This is a genomic window from Amycolatopsis benzoatilytica AK 16/65, assembly GCF_000383915.1.
GTDB lineage: Bacteria > Actinomycetota > Actinomycetes > Mycobacteriales > Pseudonocardiaceae > Amycolatopsis > Amycolatopsis benzoatilytica.
The window spans coordinates 5,498,344-5,514,974 of sequence record NZ_KB912942.1 but is presented as its reverse complement, the minus strand read 5'-3'; the positions used below and the strand labels follow the sequence as shown (position 1 = coordinate 5,514,974).

General features: G+C 70.0%; 18 protein-coding genes. 12 read left to right on the top strand and 6 right to left on the bottom strand.

Annotation, left to right across the window (positions count from 1 at the left end):
- On the bottom strand, positions 1-714 hold the full coding sequence (locus tag AMYBE_RS0125395; protein WP_020662207.1) for an HAD family hydrolase: 714 nt from the start codon (positions 712-714) through the stop codon (positions 1-3).
- A gap of 97 nt (positions 715-811) precedes the next feature.
- On the opposite strand from AMYBE_RS0125395, the gene dinB reads away from it, so the two are divergent.
- The 3 genes from dinB (at position 812) to AMYBE_RS0125380 (ending at position 3,667) form a co-directional block, all read left to right on the top strand.
- A complete protein-coding gene (dinB, locus tag AMYBE_RS0125390; RefSeq protein ID WP_020662206.1) occupies positions 812-2,029 on the top strand; it encodes a DNA polymerase IV in 1,218 nt (405 codons plus the stop codon).
- 166 nt (positions 2,030-2,195) lie between these two features.
- Entirely contained in the window at positions 2,196-3,056 is an 861-nt protein-coding gene (locus tag AMYBE_RS0125385; RefSeq protein WP_020662205.1) for an RNA polymerase subunit sigma-70, read from the top strand.
- Between the two features lie 68 nt (positions 3,057-3,124).
- Positions 3,125-3,667 carry a dihydrofolate reductase family protein gene (locus AMYBE_RS0125380; RefSeq protein WP_020662204.1) on the top strand — a complete coding sequence of 181 codons (543 nt, stop codon included), beginning with the start codon at positions 3,125-3,127 and terminating at the stop codon, positions 3,665-3,667.
- A 250-nt stretch (positions 3,668-3,917) separates the two neighbouring features.
- Here the strand turns inward: AMYBE_RS0125380 and AMYBE_RS0125375 are convergent, their stop codons facing one another.
- Positions 3,918-5,309 carry a sugar porter family MFS transporter gene (locus tag AMYBE_RS0125375; protein ID WP_020662203.1) on the bottom strand — a complete coding sequence of 464 codons (1,392 nt, stop codon included), beginning with the start codon at positions 5,307-5,309 and terminating at the stop codon, positions 3,918-3,920.
- A 460-nt stretch (positions 5,310-5,769) separates the two neighbouring features.
- Between AMYBE_RS0125375 and AMYBE_RS0125370 the strand changes: the two genes are divergently transcribed.
- From AMYBE_RS0125370 to AMYBE_RS0125355, 4 genes are all read left to right on the top strand, one after another.
- Entirely contained in the window at positions 5,770-6,063 is a 294-nt protein-coding gene (locus AMYBE_RS0125370; RefSeq protein ID WP_020662202.1) for a hypothetical protein, read from the top strand.
- On the top strand, positions 6,060-7,559 hold the full coding sequence (locus tag AMYBE_RS0125365) for an alpha/beta hydrolase (RefSeq protein ID WP_020662201.1): 1,500 nt from the start codon (positions 6,060-6,062) through the stop codon (positions 7,557-7,559). The genes AMYBE_RS0125370 and AMYBE_RS0125365 overlap by 4 nt, the downstream gene beginning before the upstream one ends.
- Positions 7,560-7,630: 71 nt before the next feature.
- A complete protein-coding gene (locus AMYBE_RS0125360) occupies positions 7,631-8,182 on the top strand; it encodes a hypothetical protein (RefSeq protein ID WP_020662200.1) in 552 nt (183 codons plus the stop codon).
- A gap of 43 nt (positions 8,183-8,225) precedes the next feature.
- A complete protein-coding gene (locus AMYBE_RS0125355) occupies positions 8,226-8,813 on the top strand; it encodes a TetR/AcrR family transcriptional regulator (RefSeq protein WP_020662199.1) in 588 nt (195 codons plus the stop codon).
- A gap of 76 nt (positions 8,814-8,889) precedes the next feature.
- Here the strand turns inward: AMYBE_RS0125355 and AMYBE_RS0125350 are convergent, their stop codons facing one another.
- Positions 8,890-9,447, bottom strand: coding sequence for a YceI family protein (locus AMYBE_RS0125350; protein WP_020662198.1), 558 nt, complete (start codon positions 9,445-9,447; stop codon positions 8,890-8,892).
- 103 nt (positions 9,448-9,550) lie between these two features.
- Here AMYBE_RS0125350 and AMYBE_RS0125345 point away from each other — a divergent pair, with 103 nt between their 5' ends.
- The 4 genes from AMYBE_RS0125345 to AMYBE_RS45865 all read left to right on the top strand — a co-directional run bounded on the left by AMYBE_RS0125345 (position 9,551) and on the right by AMYBE_RS45865 (position 12,809).
- Entirely contained in the window at positions 9,551-10,030 is a 480-nt protein-coding gene (locus tag AMYBE_RS0125345) for a MarR family winged helix-turn-helix transcriptional regulator (RefSeq protein WP_027927993.1), read from the top strand.
- A gap of 32 nt (positions 10,031-10,062) precedes the next feature.
- A complete protein-coding gene (locus AMYBE_RS0125340) occupies positions 10,063-11,052 on the top strand; it encodes a glutathione S-transferase family protein (RefSeq protein WP_020662196.1) in 990 nt (329 codons plus the stop codon).
- Positions 11,053-11,250: 198 nt separating this feature from the next.
- Entirely contained in the window at positions 11,251-11,814 is a 564-nt protein-coding gene (locus tag AMYBE_RS42335; RefSeq protein ID WP_034289193.1) for a hypothetical protein, read from the top strand.
- Positions 11,811-12,809 carry a hypothetical protein gene (locus tag AMYBE_RS45865; protein ID WP_020662194.1) on the top strand — a complete coding sequence of 333 codons (999 nt, stop codon included), beginning with the start codon at positions 11,811-11,813 and terminating at the stop codon, positions 12,807-12,809. Before AMYBE_RS42335 ends, AMYBE_RS45865 begins: the two co-directional genes overlap by 4 nt.
- Before the next feature lie 42 nt (positions 12,810-12,851).
- Here AMYBE_RS45865 and AMYBE_RS0125325 read toward each other — a convergent pair whose 3' ends face one another.
- On the bottom strand, positions 12,852-13,373 hold the full coding sequence (locus AMYBE_RS0125325) for a GNAT family N-acetyltransferase (protein WP_020662193.1): 522 nt from the start codon (positions 13,371-13,373) through the stop codon (positions 12,852-12,854).
- Positions 13,374-13,415: 42 nt separating this feature from the next.
- On the opposite strand from AMYBE_RS0125325, the gene AMYBE_RS0125320 reads away from it, so the two are divergent.
- Positions 13,416-13,967: a helix-turn-helix domain-containing protein gene (locus AMYBE_RS0125320; protein ID WP_027927991.1), complete on the top strand. Its 552-nt coding sequence runs from the start codon at positions 13,416-13,418 to the stop codon at positions 13,965-13,967.
- Here AMYBE_RS0125320 and AMYBE_RS0125315 read toward each other — a convergent pair.
- Both AMYBE_RS0125315 and AMYBE_RS0125310 read right to left on the bottom strand, forming a co-directional pair.
- Positions 13,954-14,949, bottom strand: a complete 996-nt coding sequence (locus AMYBE_RS0125315; protein WP_020662191.1) for an LLM class F420-dependent oxidoreductase — start codon at positions 14,947-14,949, stop codon at positions 13,954-13,956. The two genes, AMYBE_RS0125320 and AMYBE_RS0125315, sit on opposite strands and share 14 nt — an antisense overlap.
- A gap of 96 nt (positions 14,950-15,045) precedes the next feature.
- Positions 15,046-16,629, bottom strand: a complete 1,584-nt coding sequence (locus AMYBE_RS0125310) for a non-homologous end-joining DNA ligase LigD (protein ID WP_020662190.1) — start codon at positions 16,627-16,629, stop codon at positions 15,046-15,048.
- Positions 16,630-16,631 lie beyond the last annotated feature (2 nt).

The window sequence follows — 16,631 nt, the reverse complement described above, 5'->3', positions numbered from 1 at the left end:
TCAGCCGAGCAGCAGCGCGATCGCGGCGGCGGTGTCGGGGACGGTGCGGTGCTGGGCCGGTTCGGCGGCGGCACCGGGAGCCGCGCGATCCGGCTGCAACCGTCCGGCTTCGCGCTCGGGCTGAACTTGTTCTTCTGCGGCAGCTGAACCGGACAGCTGTGCTTCGCCCCGCTTCGGCGACACCCGCACCGTGCACAGGCCCGCGGCGATGCCCGCCGAGACGTCCGCGCTGACCAGCCATCCGCCGTCCAGCCCGGTCTCGCAGCGCCGCGCCGCGAGGGCGAACCGCCCGGCGTCCGATGTGGACGGTCCGGACGGCCCGGCGATCGCCCAGCCGTCGACGAGTCCGGAGATGCCGGTGCACAACAGTGCCGCCAGCTGATGATCGCCCTCGCCGACCACGCCGATCCGCCAGCCGGCCGCGCGCAACCGGGGCAGCCCGGCCAGCACGCCGGGTACCGGCGGCACGAGCGCCGGGCATCGTTCGAGGTACGCCTCGGCCAGGGCTTGCTCGCTGGCGGCCAGTCCGAACCGGGTGCGGACGTTCCGGAAGAACTCCGGCCGGCCAGTGCGTCCAGCGTCGTCCGCGGTGACGAGCCAGGCGGCGGCGTCCGGGCCGAGCCGGTGTTCCGCGCAGAACTCCCACGCCCACCGGCGGAACCCCTCGGCGCGATCGACGAGGGTGGTGCCGAGGTCGAACAAGACGAGCCGCACCGGAAAAGATTAGCGCCTCCGGCGCGGGCACCGGGAGGCCTTATTGGGCCATTAGGGTGAACGGATCCCGGTTTTTGTCGGTGTTCGATGCGAACATATGTTCGTGACGAACGAAGGGTCGATCCTGCACGCCGACCTCGACGCGTTCTACGCCTCGGTCGAGCAGCGCGACGATCCCCGGCTGCGCGGCCGGCCGGTGATCGTGGGCGGTGGCGTGGTGCTGGCCGCGAGCTACGAGGCCAAGGCGTTGGGCGTGCGCACCGCGATGGGCGGCGCGCAGGCCAGGCGGTTGTGCCCGCACGCCGTGGTGGTGCCGCCGCGGATGGCGGTCTACAGCGCGGCGAGCAAGGCGGTGTTCGAGGTGTTCCGGCGGACCACGCCGGTGGTGGAAGGAGTGTCGATCGACGAGGCGTTCCTCGATGTCGGCGGCCTGCGCCGGATAGCCGGCCGCCCGTCGGAGATCGCCGTGCGGCTGCGCGCGGAGGTCTTGGCGCAGGTCGGGTTGCCGATCACGGTGGGCGTGGCGCGGACGAAGTTTCTCGCGAAGGTGGCCAGCGGCGTCGCGAAACCGGACGGGCTGCTGGTGGTGCCGCCGGACCGGGAGCTGGAATTCCTGCACCCGCTGCCGGTCGAGCGGCTGTGGGGAGTGGGCAAGGTGACGTCGGGCAAGCTGCGGGAACGCGGCGTCCGCACCGTGCACGACGTCGCGCAGCTGCCGGAAGCCGCGCTGGTGTCGATGCTGGGCCCGGGCACCGGACGCCACCTGCATGCCCTCGCGCACGGGCGTGACCCGCGCTCGGTGCAGTCCGGCCGCCGCCGGCGCTCGATCGGTTCGCAACGCGCGCTGGGCAGGCACACCCGCTCGCCGGCCGAGCTGGACGAGATCCTGGTGTCCATTGTGGACCGGTTGGCGCGCCGGCTGCGCTCGGCGTCGCGCGTGTGCAGAACGGTGGTGCTGCGGCTGCGCTTCGCGGACTTCACCCGCGCGACGCGTTCGCACACCCTCGGCGAGAGCACCGACCACACGGACGCTCTGTTGTCCGCGGCCCGGAGACTGCTGGCCGCGGCGCATCCGCTGGTGTACGACCGGGGCTTGACGTTGCTGGGCCTGTCGTTCATGAACCTCGACCAGCAGGGTTCGGTGCAGCTCGCGCTGCCGTTCGGCCAGCCGGCGAGTCCGGCGATGACTCCGGAAGCGACCGCGCTGGACTCGGCCGTCGACGCGTTGCGCGACCGGTTCGGCTCGTCGGCACTCACCCGGGCGGCGTTGTTGCGGCATGACGCGGGAGCGGAGATGCCTATGCTGCCGGATTGACCGGGCAAGCCGGATCGACTGGGCGAGCCGGAAGGGACGAGGCGACGGACGAACCAGCTGTCCGGTGAAATGACCTCCGCGGCACGGGTCTCTCCGTCATGATGAACCTGTGCCGGTCCTCGACCTTGAGCCCTATCGGGGCGAACTCGTCGCTTTTTGTTACCGCATGGCGGGGTCATTCCACGACGCCGAGGACCTCGTCCAGGAGACGATGCTGCGTGCCTGGCGAGCCCGCGACCGCTACGACCCGGGCCGCGCCTCTGTCCGGACCTGGCTCTACCGCATCGCCGCCAACGTCTCCCTGACGGCTCTCGAAGGGCGGGCGCGACGGCCGCTGCCGTCCGGGCTGGGCGCGGCCAGCGACGATCCGGGCGCACCGCTCCAGCCTTCGGCGGACATTCCGTGGCTGCAGCCGTTCCCGGACAGCCGCGTCGAAGTGCGGACCGACCTCCGGCTCGCGCTCGTCGCCGCGTTGCAGGTCTTGCCGGCGCGGCAGCGGGCCGTGCTCGTCCTGCGCGAAGTGCTCGAGTTCAGCGCGGCCGAGGTCGCTGAGCAGCTCGACACCAGCGTCGCGGCGGTGAACAGCGCGTTGCAGCGGGCGCGCACCGCGGTGGGGCGGATCGACGGTGCGGACACCGTCGCCGAGCCGGACGATGCGGCGACGCACGCGGCGATAAGCCGGTATGTCGAAGCCTTCGAGGCGGCGGACGTTCCGGCGCTCGTCACGCTCCTCACCGACGACGCGATTCTCGAGATGCCGCCGGTTCCGCTCTGGTACCAAGGCCGCGAGAACTACGGCCGCTTCCTGGACCGGGTGTTCGCGCTGCGCGGACCGGGCTGGCGGATGACTCCGCTGACCGCCAACGGCCAGCCCGCGCTCGCCGCTTACGCGCCGGACGACGCGGGGGTGCGGAGGCTGCACACGGTGCAGGTCTTCACCGTGGTCGGCGGGCGGATCGCGCGCAACGTCGTGTTCGCCGACCCGGTCGTGTTCGAGCTGTTCGGGCTGCCGCAGAAATTTTCCTGAGCGGCGCGATGAGTCGGGCGGTGCTCGCCGGTACGTACTGGCGAACACCGACCGAAAGGAGACTCCCCGTGAGTGTCATCGTCACCGGATTCACCACCCTCGACGGCATCGTGTCCGATCCGGACGGATCCGCCGGCACCCCGCACGGCGGCTGGGCGTTCCGCCACGGCCCGGAGACCGTAGCGGGCGACAAGTTCCGCCTCGGCGCAGCACTGGACGACGGGATCCTGCTGCTGGGCCGCCGCACCTGGGAGCAGTTCTCGGGGCTGTGGCCGCATCGCGACGACCCGTTCTCGACCCGGATGAACGCTGCCGAGAAGCTCGTCGCGTCGCGGACCCGGACCGACCTTTCCGCGTGGGGCAATTCGCATCTGCTGCGCGGAGACCTGGCCGACACCGTCAAACGCGCGGAACGAGACGTCGTGGTCATCGGCAGTCTGAGCGTCGTCCGTGCGCTGCAGGCCGCCGACCTGGTCGACGAGTACCGGCTGCTGACCTTCCCCACTGTCCTCGGGGAAGGCGAGCGATTGTTCCGCGACGGGCCGCTGCATCTGGAATGCGTGTCCGCGGAGCAGAGCGGTGCGGTGGTCTCGGCCGTCTACCGGCGCTGACCGCCAAAACCTGGTCTGACGTGGTGCGCGCCAAGCGGCGCCGGACTTCCGTGAAGGGCTCCTTGCGGGAACCCAAGTCCCGCAAGGGGCCCTTCACGGACGGGCCATCACACTGGCTCCGGGCTGCCCAGGCATCACGACAGCACCACGTGAGACATGCTTTGAAACGGAATCCAGCCGCCTGCGAAACGCCGCAGAGCGGCTGGGCGGCAAGGGAAATCCCTCACCGCCCAGCCGCTCGGGGAGACCGTCAGACGCGCGCCTTCGAGTGCGTCCGGCCGCGCAGGTCGAGCTCGATCTCTTCCAGCGTGCGGCCCTTCGTCTCCGGCACCAGCCACTTGGTGAGAGCGAACAGGACCACGTTGACGCCGGCGAACAGGAACATCGAACCGCCGAGGCCGAGCGCTCCCGGGTCGGAAATGATCGGGAACACGGCGCTGACGATGCCGGTCGCGGCCCACAGCACGACGCTGCTCACGCCCATGCCCGCGGCGCGGGTCTTCAGCGGGAACACCTCGGCCATCATCACCCAGACCACCGCGCCCCAGCCGAGTTCGTAGCCGACCAGATACAGCACCATCGCGATGAGCATCAGAATGCCCTTGGTGGTCGTGTCGTGCACTTCCAGCACGATGAACCCGGCCGCGACCAGGGTGATCACCATCAGCACGTTGCCGATCAGCAGCAGCGGCTTGCGGCCCCAGCGGTCCACCACGAACACCACCCACGCGGTGAACAGGAACTTCGTGACGCCCAGCAGCACGCCGGACAGCAGCGCCGCCTGGGTGGCGAAGCCGAGGCCGATCAGCATGGTCGGGAAGTACGCGTTGACCGCGTTCACGCCGCTGAACTGCTGGCCGATCGCGAGCAGCAGGGCGACCACCAGCATCGGCCGCACGGTCGGGGCCAGCAGGTCGCGGAAGCGGGTCTTCGCCGATTCCGAGTCGAGCTGGATGACCTCGCGGATAGTGCCGATTTCCTTGTCCACGTCGACGCCCGAGCCGTGCGAGCTCTGCAGCACCGAGCGGGCCTGCTCCTCGTGGCCGTTCGCGATCAGCCAGCGCGGGGTCTCCGGCAGGAACACCAGCCCGGCCAGCAGGATCACCGCGGGCACGATCGCGCCGGCGAACATCAGCCGCCAGTTGCCCGACGTGCCGAGGCCGTAGCTGACCAGGAAGGCGATCAGGATGCCGAGCACGATGAAGATCTGGTTGAGCGCGCCCATCGCGCCGCGCAGCCGCGCCGGGGCGAGTTCGGACAGGTAGGTCGGGACGGTCGAGGACGACAGGCCGATGCCCACGCCGATCACCAGCCGGGACACGATCAGCAGGGCGAAGTTCGGCGACGCGGTCGCCGCGATCGTGCCGACGATGACGATGACCGCGGCCACCATGATCGTGCGGCGGCGGCCGAGCTTTTCGTTGAGTCGCGAGGAGAACAGCGCGCCGACGATCGCGCCGACCGAGATGCTCGCGGTGATGACGCCCTTGTCCCAGCCGGACAGGCTCCAGAGTTTCCCGATGAACGGCAACACCCCGGAAATGACGCCCAGGTCGTAACCGAACAGGATGCCGCCTAGGGCACCGAAGAAGTACAGCGTGGTCCTGCCGATGGGCCGCCGCGCTGCGGCTGTCTGTGTCATTGCCGAGCCGTCTCTTTCCGGGATGGCCGGCCGGTCCTGGTCTGCTGCCGCGAGAGGCCAGCGCCGTCCGGGCCGGGCGAGTGGGGGTCGGAGCGTGGGGTAGTGGGACAGTGCCGGCCGGGCCGGTCCGGCCCGGGTCTGCGGGGACGGCCGATTCCCCCGCCGCGCAACGCCTTTCCTCGTCGCGGGCGTTCCGGCCGTATCCGGTACGAACTTCGCCGTACACAGTCACACGCCGGTCACCAGCGAGCAAGACGCGGGCTGATAACTATTCAGTCACGTGACTAGCATTCACATATGTGGACACGCTAGGTGGGCGTTTTCGCAGGTCAGAGCAGGGGTCCGGGCGCGTCGTGGTCGGCACCGCCCGAGTTTGCGCAAAGGTCGTCCCGCGGGGAACCGGTCAGCGGACGTGCCCGTCGTACCGGTCGTCCGGTCATCTCGCTGGGGAGAGACAAGCATGGGAACGGGTTTCGAGGTCGTACCGGCGGAGGTCGCGACCGCGGCCGGTCGGGCGCGGCAAGCGGCGGCGACAGTGCGGGCGGCCGACCTCGCGGGTGCGCTCGCCGACGTCGGGCTCTCCGGTGGAACGAGCGTAGCCGCCGCCGATCGGCTCGCCGCGGCTTGGGGCGGCACCGTTCCGAAGTGGACGGCCGGCACCGAGGCGTACGCGACCGGTCTGGATCAGGCGCGTTCCGGTTACCGGGACGCCGACCAATCCGCGACCCACGACATCGCGGCGGCCGGCCGGTGATCACCTGGGGCGACGTCCGGCGCTGGAACCCGGCTCAGCTCGCGGCGGCGGTCGACGCGCTCGGCGACCGGGCCGCCAAGCTCACGCAGGCGAACGACGATGCCGACGCCATGACGAAGTTCGGCTCTTGGCAGGGTGCGGCCGCGGACGCGGCGACGGCCAAGGGCACCGCGTTGAGCGCGGAATTGCGGCAGTTGACCGTTGACGTTGCCGCGGTGCGGCGCGGGGTGAGCGATGCGCAGCCGGGCGTCGAGCGGGTCGTCTCGGCCGCCCGCGAACTGGACGATTTCGCTGTCCGCAACGGAATGCGGATCGACGACAGCGGAACGGTATCCGGCGAGCCCGAGCGGCAGGGCGAGATCGCCGACCGGGTCGGGCAGGTTCTTCGGGAGGCCGCCGAAATCGACGCGGACCTCACCGTGGTGCTCGATCGCGCGACGCGGGGCGAAAGCGGCAGCGGCGGCACCGTCGCGCTGGCGATGGCGACGACCAGCAGGCCGAAGCCCAACGGCACGGCGGCCGAGAATCGCGCGTGGTGGGACAGCCTGTCCGATTCGGCCCAGTCCTCGATCCTGCGCGACAACCCGGACTTGATCCGCAACCTCGACGGCATCCCGGTGGTCGACCGCGACTCGGCCAATCGGGTCGTCCTGCAGCAGGAAATCGACAAGCTGGCCGCCGACGACCCGAAACAGCGCGGTCTCGCCGCCATTCGCGACCGGCTTGCCGCGACCGGCGACGGGAAACCGCCCGCGTTCCTCGTCGCGCTCGACACCAGCGGCGACGGCACCGCGGTGGTCGCGGCGGGCAACCCGGACACCGCGGCGAACGTCGCGACCTATGTCCCCGGCACCGGCAGCGACTTGGCCAAGATCGGCGGCGATCTGGGCCGCTCGGACAAGATGTGGCAGTCGGCGACGATGGCCGGTTCGCCGTCGACGGCGGTGATCACCTGGGTCGGCTACGACGCGCCGAACGAACTCACCGATGCCGCCAGCGAGAAGTACGCGGACGGGGGCAAGGTGCCGCTGCAGAAGTTCGAGGACGGCCTGCGCGCCTCCCACGAGGGCGCGCCGTCGCACAACACGGTGCTGGGCCACAGCTACGGCACGACGGTGATCGGGCACGCCGCCCGCGACGGCGGGCTCAACGCCGACGACCTGATCTTCGCCGGCAGCCCCGGTGTCGGCGTCGACCACGCGAATCAGCTGCACCTCAACGGCGTTCCGCAGGATCAAGTCGGCCAGCACGTGCATTCGACGGTCGCGCAGCACGACCTGATCAAGATCACCAACATCGGCGTCGCCGGCTTCGACCCGCTGGGCCCGGACCCGGCGGGCAACGGCTTCGGCGGCGACGTCTTCGCCTCGGCGCCTGGCGACAAGGGTCCGTGGTACGAGGGCGGGCTGTCCGGTGCCGCGCACAGCCAATACTGGGAAGACAACAATCCGTCGCTGCGCAGTTTCGGCAGAATCATCGCCGGGCTGCCGGCGTGACGCCGCGTCGCGCGGCGCTCGCCTGCTTGGCCGTGCTGCCCCTAGCCGCTTGCTCCCCCGGAGGTGGAGCCATGAATCCGACGATCACCGAAACCGAAGCCCGCGACCAGGTCGAGGCGTACGTGCGCGACGCGTTCGCCGCGCTGCCCTCGTCGGCGGCGCGGCAGTTGTTCTCCCGCAACCGCTCCGAATGCACCGACCCGACCGACAACGGCCCGGCCGGCCGGTTCGAGATCTCGGCGACCTACGAGGTGACCGGGCTGAAGCCGGACACCTTCGCGGCGCAGTTCGACGCGGTGCTGAAATGGTGGCAGGGGCACGGGTTCACCGTGCTGACCGACCGGCGCCCGGCCGACCAGTACGTCTTCGCCCGCAACGAGCGGGACGGGTTCGACATGTCATTGCAGGCCAACGAGCTGGGCAAGCTCTACCTGGGCGCGACGTCGCCGTGCGTCTGGCCCGGCGGGACTCCGGAGGCGGCGGAAGAGCCGGCGGCGGAGGAGCCGGAAGCGGTCGCGGAGGCCGTGCCGCAGGAGCCGGTGCCACCGCGGGCCCGCCGGGCGCCGGTGGACGACGAGGACTTCGGGCAGACCTCGTGGGCGGACGGCGGCGCGGCGTTCTGAACCCGGGTAGAGTGGACTGACTGGTCCATTCGGGAGGCGGGCGATGGCGCTCACGCGCAAGGGCGAAGCGACTCGGCAGCGGATCGTGGAAGGCGCGGCCGCCGAGATCCGGGAGCGTGGGGTGCTCGCGACGACGCTGGACGACGTCCGGGCGCGCACCGGGACCAGCAAAAGCCAGCTTTTCCACTACTTTCCGGACGGCAAGGAGGAGCTGCTGCTGGCAGTCGCCCGGTGGGAGGCGGACCGGGTTCTTCAGGTGCAGCAGCCGGTGCTGGGGTCGCTGCGCACGTGGGAGGACTTCGACACCTGGCGCGAGATCGTCGTGAGTCACTACACCGAGCAGGGCAAGCACTGCCCGCTGAACGTGGTGATGTCGCAGATCGGCCGTAACACCGAGGGAGCGCAGGCCGTGGTGTCGCAGATGACGCGGCGCTGGCTGGCGGAGCTGACCGCCGGGATCGAGCAGTTGCAGGCGGCCGGCGAGACTCGCCCAGGCGTCGACGCGAAACGAGCCGCGTCGGCGCTGCTTGCCGGAGTGCAGGGCGGCGTCCTGATGCTGCTGACCACGGGCGAACCGGAACATCTGGAAGCCGCGCTCGAGTACGGAATCGAGGGCATTCGCGCCGCCTGACCGAACGCCGTGAAGGGAACCCGGAGGGACTTGGAATCCCTCAGAGTTCCCTTCACGAACCTCAGGCGAGGCGGGGTCAGGAGTTCTTGACCGCCGAGATCTCGAACTCCAGGGTGATCTTGTCCGAAACCAGCACGCCGCCGGTCTCGAGCGCGGCGTTGAACTTCACGTTGTAGTCGCTGCGGTTGATCGAGGTCGAACCCTCGAAGCCGATGCGGTCGTTGCCGAACGGGTCCTTCGCGGCGCCGCCGAACTCGAACGGCACGGTGACCGACTTGGTGACGTCCTTGATGGTCAGGTCGCCGGTCACGTCGAAGGTGTCTTCGCCGGTCTGCGCGATGGCGGTGGAGACGAACGTGATGGTCGGGAAATCGTCGATGGCCAGGAAGTCGTTGGTGCGCAGGTGACCGTCGCGGTCAGCGTTGCGGGTGTCGACACTCTTGGTCTGGATGGTGATGTTCGCGCTGGACTTGGCCGGGTCCTCGCCATCGACGGTGAAGGCGCCGTCGAACTCGTTGAACGAGCCGCGGACCTTGGTCACCATGGCGTGGCGAGCGACGAAGCCGATGCGGCTGTGGCTGGCGTCGATCGTGTAGGTGCCGGTCAGGTGGGCGTAGGTGGTCGCGCTGGTCATGTGTTCTGTTCCTTCGGGTTCGACGTCCTTGGTTGAGCGTTCAACCACGACTGTAGCCCACAATAGCTGATTGCGCGAGCAAGTATTCGATATACTCCCCGACATGGTGGATCGAATGCCGCTGACCAGCGAAGAAGAGGCCGTGTGGCGTCCGTTGGCGAGGATTGTCACAGTCCTGCCGAGGGCGCTCGACGACCAGTTCGTCAACGAGACCGGCATCTCGCTCACCGACTACACCGTGCTCGTCTCGCTCTCCGAAGCTCCGTCCGGCCGGCTGCGGCTGACCGACCTGGCGAACGTCGCCGCGCTTTCGCTGAGCCGGATCAGCCGGGTCGTGGAGAGCCTGGTGCGCCGCGGCCTGGTGAAGAAGGTGAAGTGCCCGACCGACCGGCGCGCCGCGCACGCCGAGCTGACCGGGCTGGGGCGGGAAAAGCTCGCCACCGCGTATCCGGGGCATCTGGAGCGGGTGCGCACGTTCCTGTTCGACCACCTCTCGTCCGACGAGGTCCGCGCCGCGGGCCCGATCCTCGCCCGGCTGGCCGCCGCGCTGGAGCCGCCGGACGACCTGCAGTGCCCGGCCTAGTCCCGCCCCGTCCTGCCGACGAAAGGTTGTGCATGCCCGACCAGGGTGAGTTCAAGCGAGACACGAATTACGTCGCCGACCGGATCACCGCCGACGGCCGGGACGGCTGGCCGGTCGAGCCGGGCCGCTACCGGCTGGTGATCGCGCGGGCCTGCCCGTGGGCGAACCGCGCGTCCATCGTGCGCCGGCTGCTCGGCCTGGAGGACGCGCTGTCGATGGGCCTGTGCGGGCCGACGCACGACGAGCGCAGCTGGACCTTCGACCTCGACCCGGGCGGCCGCGATCCGGTGCTCGGCATCGAGCGGCTGCAGGAAGCGTTCTTCGCGCGGTACCCGGACTACCCGCGCGGGATCACCGTCCCATCCATTGTGGACGTCCCGAGCGGGCAGCTGGTGACGAACGACTTCAAGCAGATCACCGTCGACCTGTCGCTGGAATGGGGTGCCTACCACCGCGACGGGGCGCCCGAGCTGTATCCGGAGCGGCTGCGCGACGAGATCGAGGATGTCGCGGAGAAGGTGTTCCGCGACGTCAACAACGGCGTGTACAAAGCGGGTTTCGCGACGTCGCAGGAAGCCTACGAAGAGGCGTACCGCACGCTGTTCGCCCGGTTGGACTGGCTGTCCGACCGGCTGGCCGGACAGCGCTACCTGGTCGGCGACACGATCACCGAGGCGGACGTACGGCTGTTCACCACGCTGGTCCGGTTCGACGCGGTGTATCACGGGCACTTCAAGTGCAATCGGCAGAAGCTCGCCGAGATGCCGGTGCTGTGGGCCTACGCGCGGGACCTGTTCCAGACGCCCGGTTTCGGGGACACCATCGACTTCGGCCAGATCAAGGAGCACTACTACGTGGTGCACCGGAACGTGAACCCGACCGGGATCGTGCCGCTCGGGCCGGTGGAGACCGGCTGGCTGACCCCGCACGGACGAGCGGATCTGGGCGGGCGGCCGTTCGGGGACGGGACACCGCCGGGTCCGCCGCCGGCGGGGGAACGAGTGCCGGAGCTGGCTGCCTGAGCGCGGCCGCCGAAGTCCGGGAAGGACTCCTTGCGGGAATCAGATTCCCTCAAGGAGTCCTTCCCGGACTTCCGGACCGCACCGCGCGGCTCTGAGTTTCGCGGGCACCGACCCGCGAGCAAGGTCCGCGGCAAGAAGCGCCGGGTCGAAGTCGCGTCGTTGCCGGGCTTCGGCGCGCTTCGTACCTACAGTGTCCACGTGACTACCCCTGCAGAGGACCAGCGGGACCACGCCATGGCGCGCGCGGCCACGCTTCGCCGCGAAATGCGCGCGGGCCTGGCGCAGCTGCCGAGCCAGGTGGACGACGAGCGCACCGAGACGCTCGACGCGCTGGTCGAGCGTGCGGAAGCGCTGCTGCGCACCGAGCAGGAAGTCGACGTGGCGGTCGAGCAGGTTCGGCTCGCTCGGCTGGAAGCGAAGCGCGGGAAGGTGCAGCGGACGACGCTGTACTTGGCGGTCGCGCCGGTAGCGGTCGGCATGGTGAGCGGCGCGATGATGCTGTTCGGCGCACTCGGCGCGGTGTGGCTGCTGCTCGCGCTGCCGCTGCTGGGCGGCGGGCTGCGGATCGCGTTCGGCCCGCTCGGGCCGACGCCGTTGATGGTCAGCCGGCGATTGCGCGCCGCGTACGCCGGGGCGCTGGCCGCGGTGCTGACAGCGGTCGCGCTGATCGGGGCCGGGCCGACCGGCGAGACAGTGGTGGTGATCGTGGCCGCGCTCGCCGCTGCGGCGACGGTGGCCCTCCTGGTGCAGGAGACCCGATGACCTATTCCGAGTACTACCGCGGCACCGAGTACTACCCGGCCGACGGCGAGCCAATCACCGAGGACGACCCGGAATTCGCCGCGCTCACCGACAGCGTCGGGGGCGTGCGGGAGGCTGTCGACAACCTGGAAAACCGCACCGGCCGCGAGCTTTCCGACCTGCGCGAGACGATCGATTCGTTCACCGAGTCGCACGCGCGGCACGAGGCGCGGCTGGACCGCACGGCCAAGCAGCTCGAACGGCTCCGGCAGCGGTTGCTCGTGCTCGAACGCGCGGTGCGGGTGTCGGAGAAGGTCCCGGTGGTGGACCTGGACAACGTCGGCCCGCAGCTGCGACAGCTCGCCGCGGGGGCGGAACGGAGGCACAGTCTCGCCGCGCAGCTGCTCACGTCGGCGCAGCGGCGGCCGTACGAAGAGGATGTCGCCCGGTTGCCGCAGGCGCGGGAAGCGTTGGCGCAGAGTGAAGACGCGTTGATCGCGGTGCTGGAAATGCTGGCGAAGGCCGAGCGCGGCACGCCGGAACGCGACGACGCGGAGTCCCGGCTGTCCGAAGTGGTCGCTCGGCGACGCGGCGTGCTGGACCGGCAGTTGCCCGCCGCGGCCGAGGACGCCGAAGCGGCGCGGCAGGCGTTGGCCGCCGACGACGTCACGCGGACCCGGGTGCTGCCGCAGATCGAGAAATCCGAACGGGACTGGGAAGAGCTGCACACCCGGCTGCGCGAGCGGATCACCGACGCCATCGGGTCGAGCGCGCTGCTGCCGGTGTGGTTCACGCACGCGTTCGGCGTCGCTCCGCCGTCCGGAGCGACCGGCGACAAGTGGATCCGGGCGGCGACGTCGACGCTGGCCTACCGGGTGACGCACGGGGTGGTCGATCAGGCGTTGCCGCTGGGGGAACCGCCGCCGTCGGACACCGACTGGACGGAGCCGAAGTGGGCCTGGCGCGCCCGGCTCGAGCACGACATCGAGCAACTGGACCTCGGCGGCGACTCGTGAGCGGCAGAGCCGGTTCTTCTCGGCCAGGACGCGAGCGAGACTTCAGGCGGGCTCCGCTGGAGCTTCCTTGCCCGCCGGCGTGAGTTCGCGCTGCATCCAGGTGACGTCGCGCCATGCTCCGTGCTTCCAGCCGATCTGGCGGTAGGTGCCGATCAGCTCGAACCCCATCGCCCGGTGCAGGCCGACGCTCGGCTCGTTCGGCTGTGTCATGCCGGCCACCGCCATCCGGAACCCGCGTTCGGCGAGCCGGGTGAAAAGGGCTTCGTACAAGGCTTTTCCGCCGCCCGCGCGGCGTCGGCCGGCCGCCAGGTACACGCTCACCTCGCAGGACCACCGGTAGGCCGCGCGCTCCTTGTACGGGCTGCCATAGGCGTAGCCGACGACCTCGCCGTCGATTTCCAGCACCAGCCAGGCATGCGTCTTGGCCGAGTTCGCTATGCGCACCGCCATCTCCGCGGGCGTCGGCGGCTCGGTCTCGAAGGTGATCGCCGTGTCCCGGACGTACGGCGCGTAGATCGCCGCGCACGCCTCGGCGTCTCGGTCTTCGGCAGGTCGGATCAGCATGGTTACGATAGTAGACATTATCCGCTGCTATAGTCGACAGTTGTGACTGATCCCTTGTCCGCCTCGCTCGCCGCGGCGGTGCGCGCGGCCCGGCAAGACCGGGAGCTTTCGGCCGGCACGCTCGCCGAACGCTCCGGCGTCTCCCGTGCCATGATCGGGAAAATCGAACGCGGCGAGGCGCAGCCGACCGCGGTGCTGCTGAGCAGGCTCGCCAGCGCGCTCGGCCTCACCCTGTCCGAGCTCGTCGCCCGCGCGGAGGGCGAGGACCCGGGCCTGTCCCGCCGCGCCGACCAGCCGACTTGGCAGGACCCGGTCACCGGCTACCTGCGCCGCGCGGTTTCTCCGCCGGGCGGCACCGAACTGGTCGAAGTCGAATTGCCGGCCGGCGCGAAGGCGAACTTCCCGGCCAGCTCCTACGTCGTCGCGGACCACCAGATCTGGGTGCTGTCCGGCGAGCTGCGGTTTCACGAGGGCGAGACCGTGCACGACCTGGCCCAAGGCGATTGCCTTCAGCTGGGCCGCCCGGTGGACTGCGCGTACGAGAACACCGGGCGGCAGCCGTGCCGCTACCTGGTGGTGCTCACGAAGCGCTGAGCAGCTCCGGGATCACCTTGTTGGTGTAGAGCTCGATGCTGGAACGGTCATAGGCCGCGTCGACGAAGTACGTGATCGCGTACGTCATGCCGAGCTTTTCCATGCCCTTCAGACGTTCGACGATCTGTTCCGGCGTGCCGACCAGCGGGCCGTTCGCGTACTGACGGGAAGTGGTCTCCAGCTTCTCGGCCGGCAGGTGCGGCTCGTGGTGCGCGCGGATCCAGGCGAGCTTGTCCTGCACGTCCTTCTCGGTCTCGCCGATCACCACGTTGTAGTTCGCGGAGCGGGTGATCCGGCCGAAGTCGGTGCCCACGTCCTTGCAGTGCGCTTCCAGCACCTGCGACTTGCGCGCGAACCCGTCCGGGCTGCCGTCGAAGTTCGTGTACGACGCGTACTTCGCCGCCGTGCGCAGCGTCTTCTTCTCGCCGCCGCCGGCGATCCACAGCGGGATCCCGCCTTCCTGCAACGGAAGCGGCCGGCAAAGCGCGCCGTCGACCTGGAAGTGCTCGCCGGCGAAGGTGGCCTCGCCGTTGGTCCACAGGTCGCGCATGATCTGCACGCCCTCTTCCAGCATGGCCAGCCGCTCGCCGGCGCGCGGGAACCCGTAGCCATAGGCACGCCATTCGTGCTCGTACCAGCCGGCCCCGATGCCCATCTCGACCCGCCCGCCGGAGATCAGGTCGGCGGTGGCGGCGACCTTGGCCAGGTACGCCGGGTTGCGATAGCCGATGCAGGTGCACATCTGGCCGAGCCGGACGCGGCTCGTGGTCGCGGCGAAAGCCGAGATCAGGCTCCACGCCTCGTGCGTGGCTTCGCCGCTCGGGACCGGAGTGGTGTGGAAATGGTCGTAGACCCAGAGGGACTCGCAGGGGCCCTGGTCGACGTGGCGGGCGAGGTCGAGCATGGTCGCCCAGTGGTCGGCGGGCTCGATGCCCACGAGGTCGAACCGCCAGCCCTGGGGGACGAAGATTCCGAAGCGCATGGCTAGACGGTATGCCTGGAGCAGCTCCAGCCGCGCGCTGGTTTCCGCCGGGCCGAGGTCCGTGTTCCGGTCTGGGAAGCGCGGCGGCCGGGATCTTCACGACAGCCGAGGCAGGCGTTGGTGCACGTCGAGCAGCTTCGCGAACGGATCGCCGATCGTCGCCACCCGGTCGAGCACCGTCCGGATCGTCCACCGGTCCGGTGCGAGCGCTGGATCGTCGAGCTCGTCCCATTCCAGCGGGACGGAGACCGGAGCGCCCGGCCTCGGCCGCACGCTGTAGGGCGCGACCAGCGTTTTGTTCAGCACGTTCTGCGTGTAGTCGAGCCGGGCGAGGCCTCCGCGGCGGTCCTTGTGCCACGCCCAGCTGACCAGCTCCGGCACGATCCGCCCGATCGACTTGGACACCGTCTCCGCCCAGGCCCGGGTCTCCGCGTAGGTGTAGACCGGTTCCACCGGCACCCAGATCTGGATGCCGCGCTGGCCGGTCACCTTCGGCAGCCCGATCAAGCCGAAGTGGTCGAGCGCCGCACGGTGCAGGCGGGCGAGAACGAGCACGTCGTCGAACGACGTGTCCGCGCCGGGATCGATGTCGAACAGCGTCCAGGTCGGGTGTTCGACGTCGGAGGTGCGCGACGTCCAGGCGTGCAGCTCCAGCGCGGCGAAGTTGGCCAGCCAGGCCAGGTCTGCGACCCCGGAGGGCACGAGATACTGCTGCACGTCGCCGTGGCCGGCTGCCTCGTAGTGCCAGCGGTGCAGCCACTTCGGCGCGTGCGCGGGCACTTCCTTGTGCCAGAACCCGGGTTTGCCGGTACCGCCGGGGAACCGGTTGGTGTTGAGCGCGCGGCCGGCCAGATAGGGGAGCATGGTCGGCGCGATCCGGGTGTAGTACTCGACCAGGTCCCGTTTGGTGACCGGGTCTTCATCGTCCGGGATCAGCACCTTGTCCAGGTTGGTGAGCTTCAGCTGACGCCCGGCGACCGTCCAGGTCCCTTGCCCGCCAAGCTCTTTCAGCGCGGCGAGTTCTGCTTCGGACGCCGGCTGGTACACCGGATGCAGCGGTACTTCCGCCTCGGCCGCCGGCAGGTCGGAGCGCCACACCGCGGGCGGCGCGGCCGCGATTTCGTCGTTGGTGAGCCCGCTTTTGACCGACTTCGGGTGGTCCTCGGCGTCCCATCCGGCGCTCGCGTGGTCGTCCTGCTTGTGCAGCAGGAACCACTGTTTTCCGTCGCCGTCGCGCTTCGGGTGGATCAGCACGAACCGGCCGGCGAGCTTCTCGCCGAACAGGTCGAAGTGCAGGTTCCCGTCCGCGAGGGCCTGTTCCGGGTCGTCGGTGTCGACGGCTTCCCACCGGCCGCGATCCCAGACGATGACGTCTCCGCCGCCGTACTCGCCGCGCGGGATGACGCCCTCGAAATCGGCGTACTCCAGCGGATGGTCCTCGACGTGCACGGCCATCCGGCGTGCCTTCGGATCCAGCGTCGGCCCCTTCGGCACCGCCCAGCTGACCAGCACGCCGCCGAGCTCAAGCCGGAAGTCGTAGTGCCGGCGGCGCGCCCGGTGCCGCTGCACCACGAACCGGTTGCCCGCGGCCTGCGGACCGTTCGTCCCGGACGGCTCGTCGGTCTTCGAGAAGTTCCGCATCGCCCGGTACTTCGCCAACCGCTCGGCGGCGCCGTCCATCG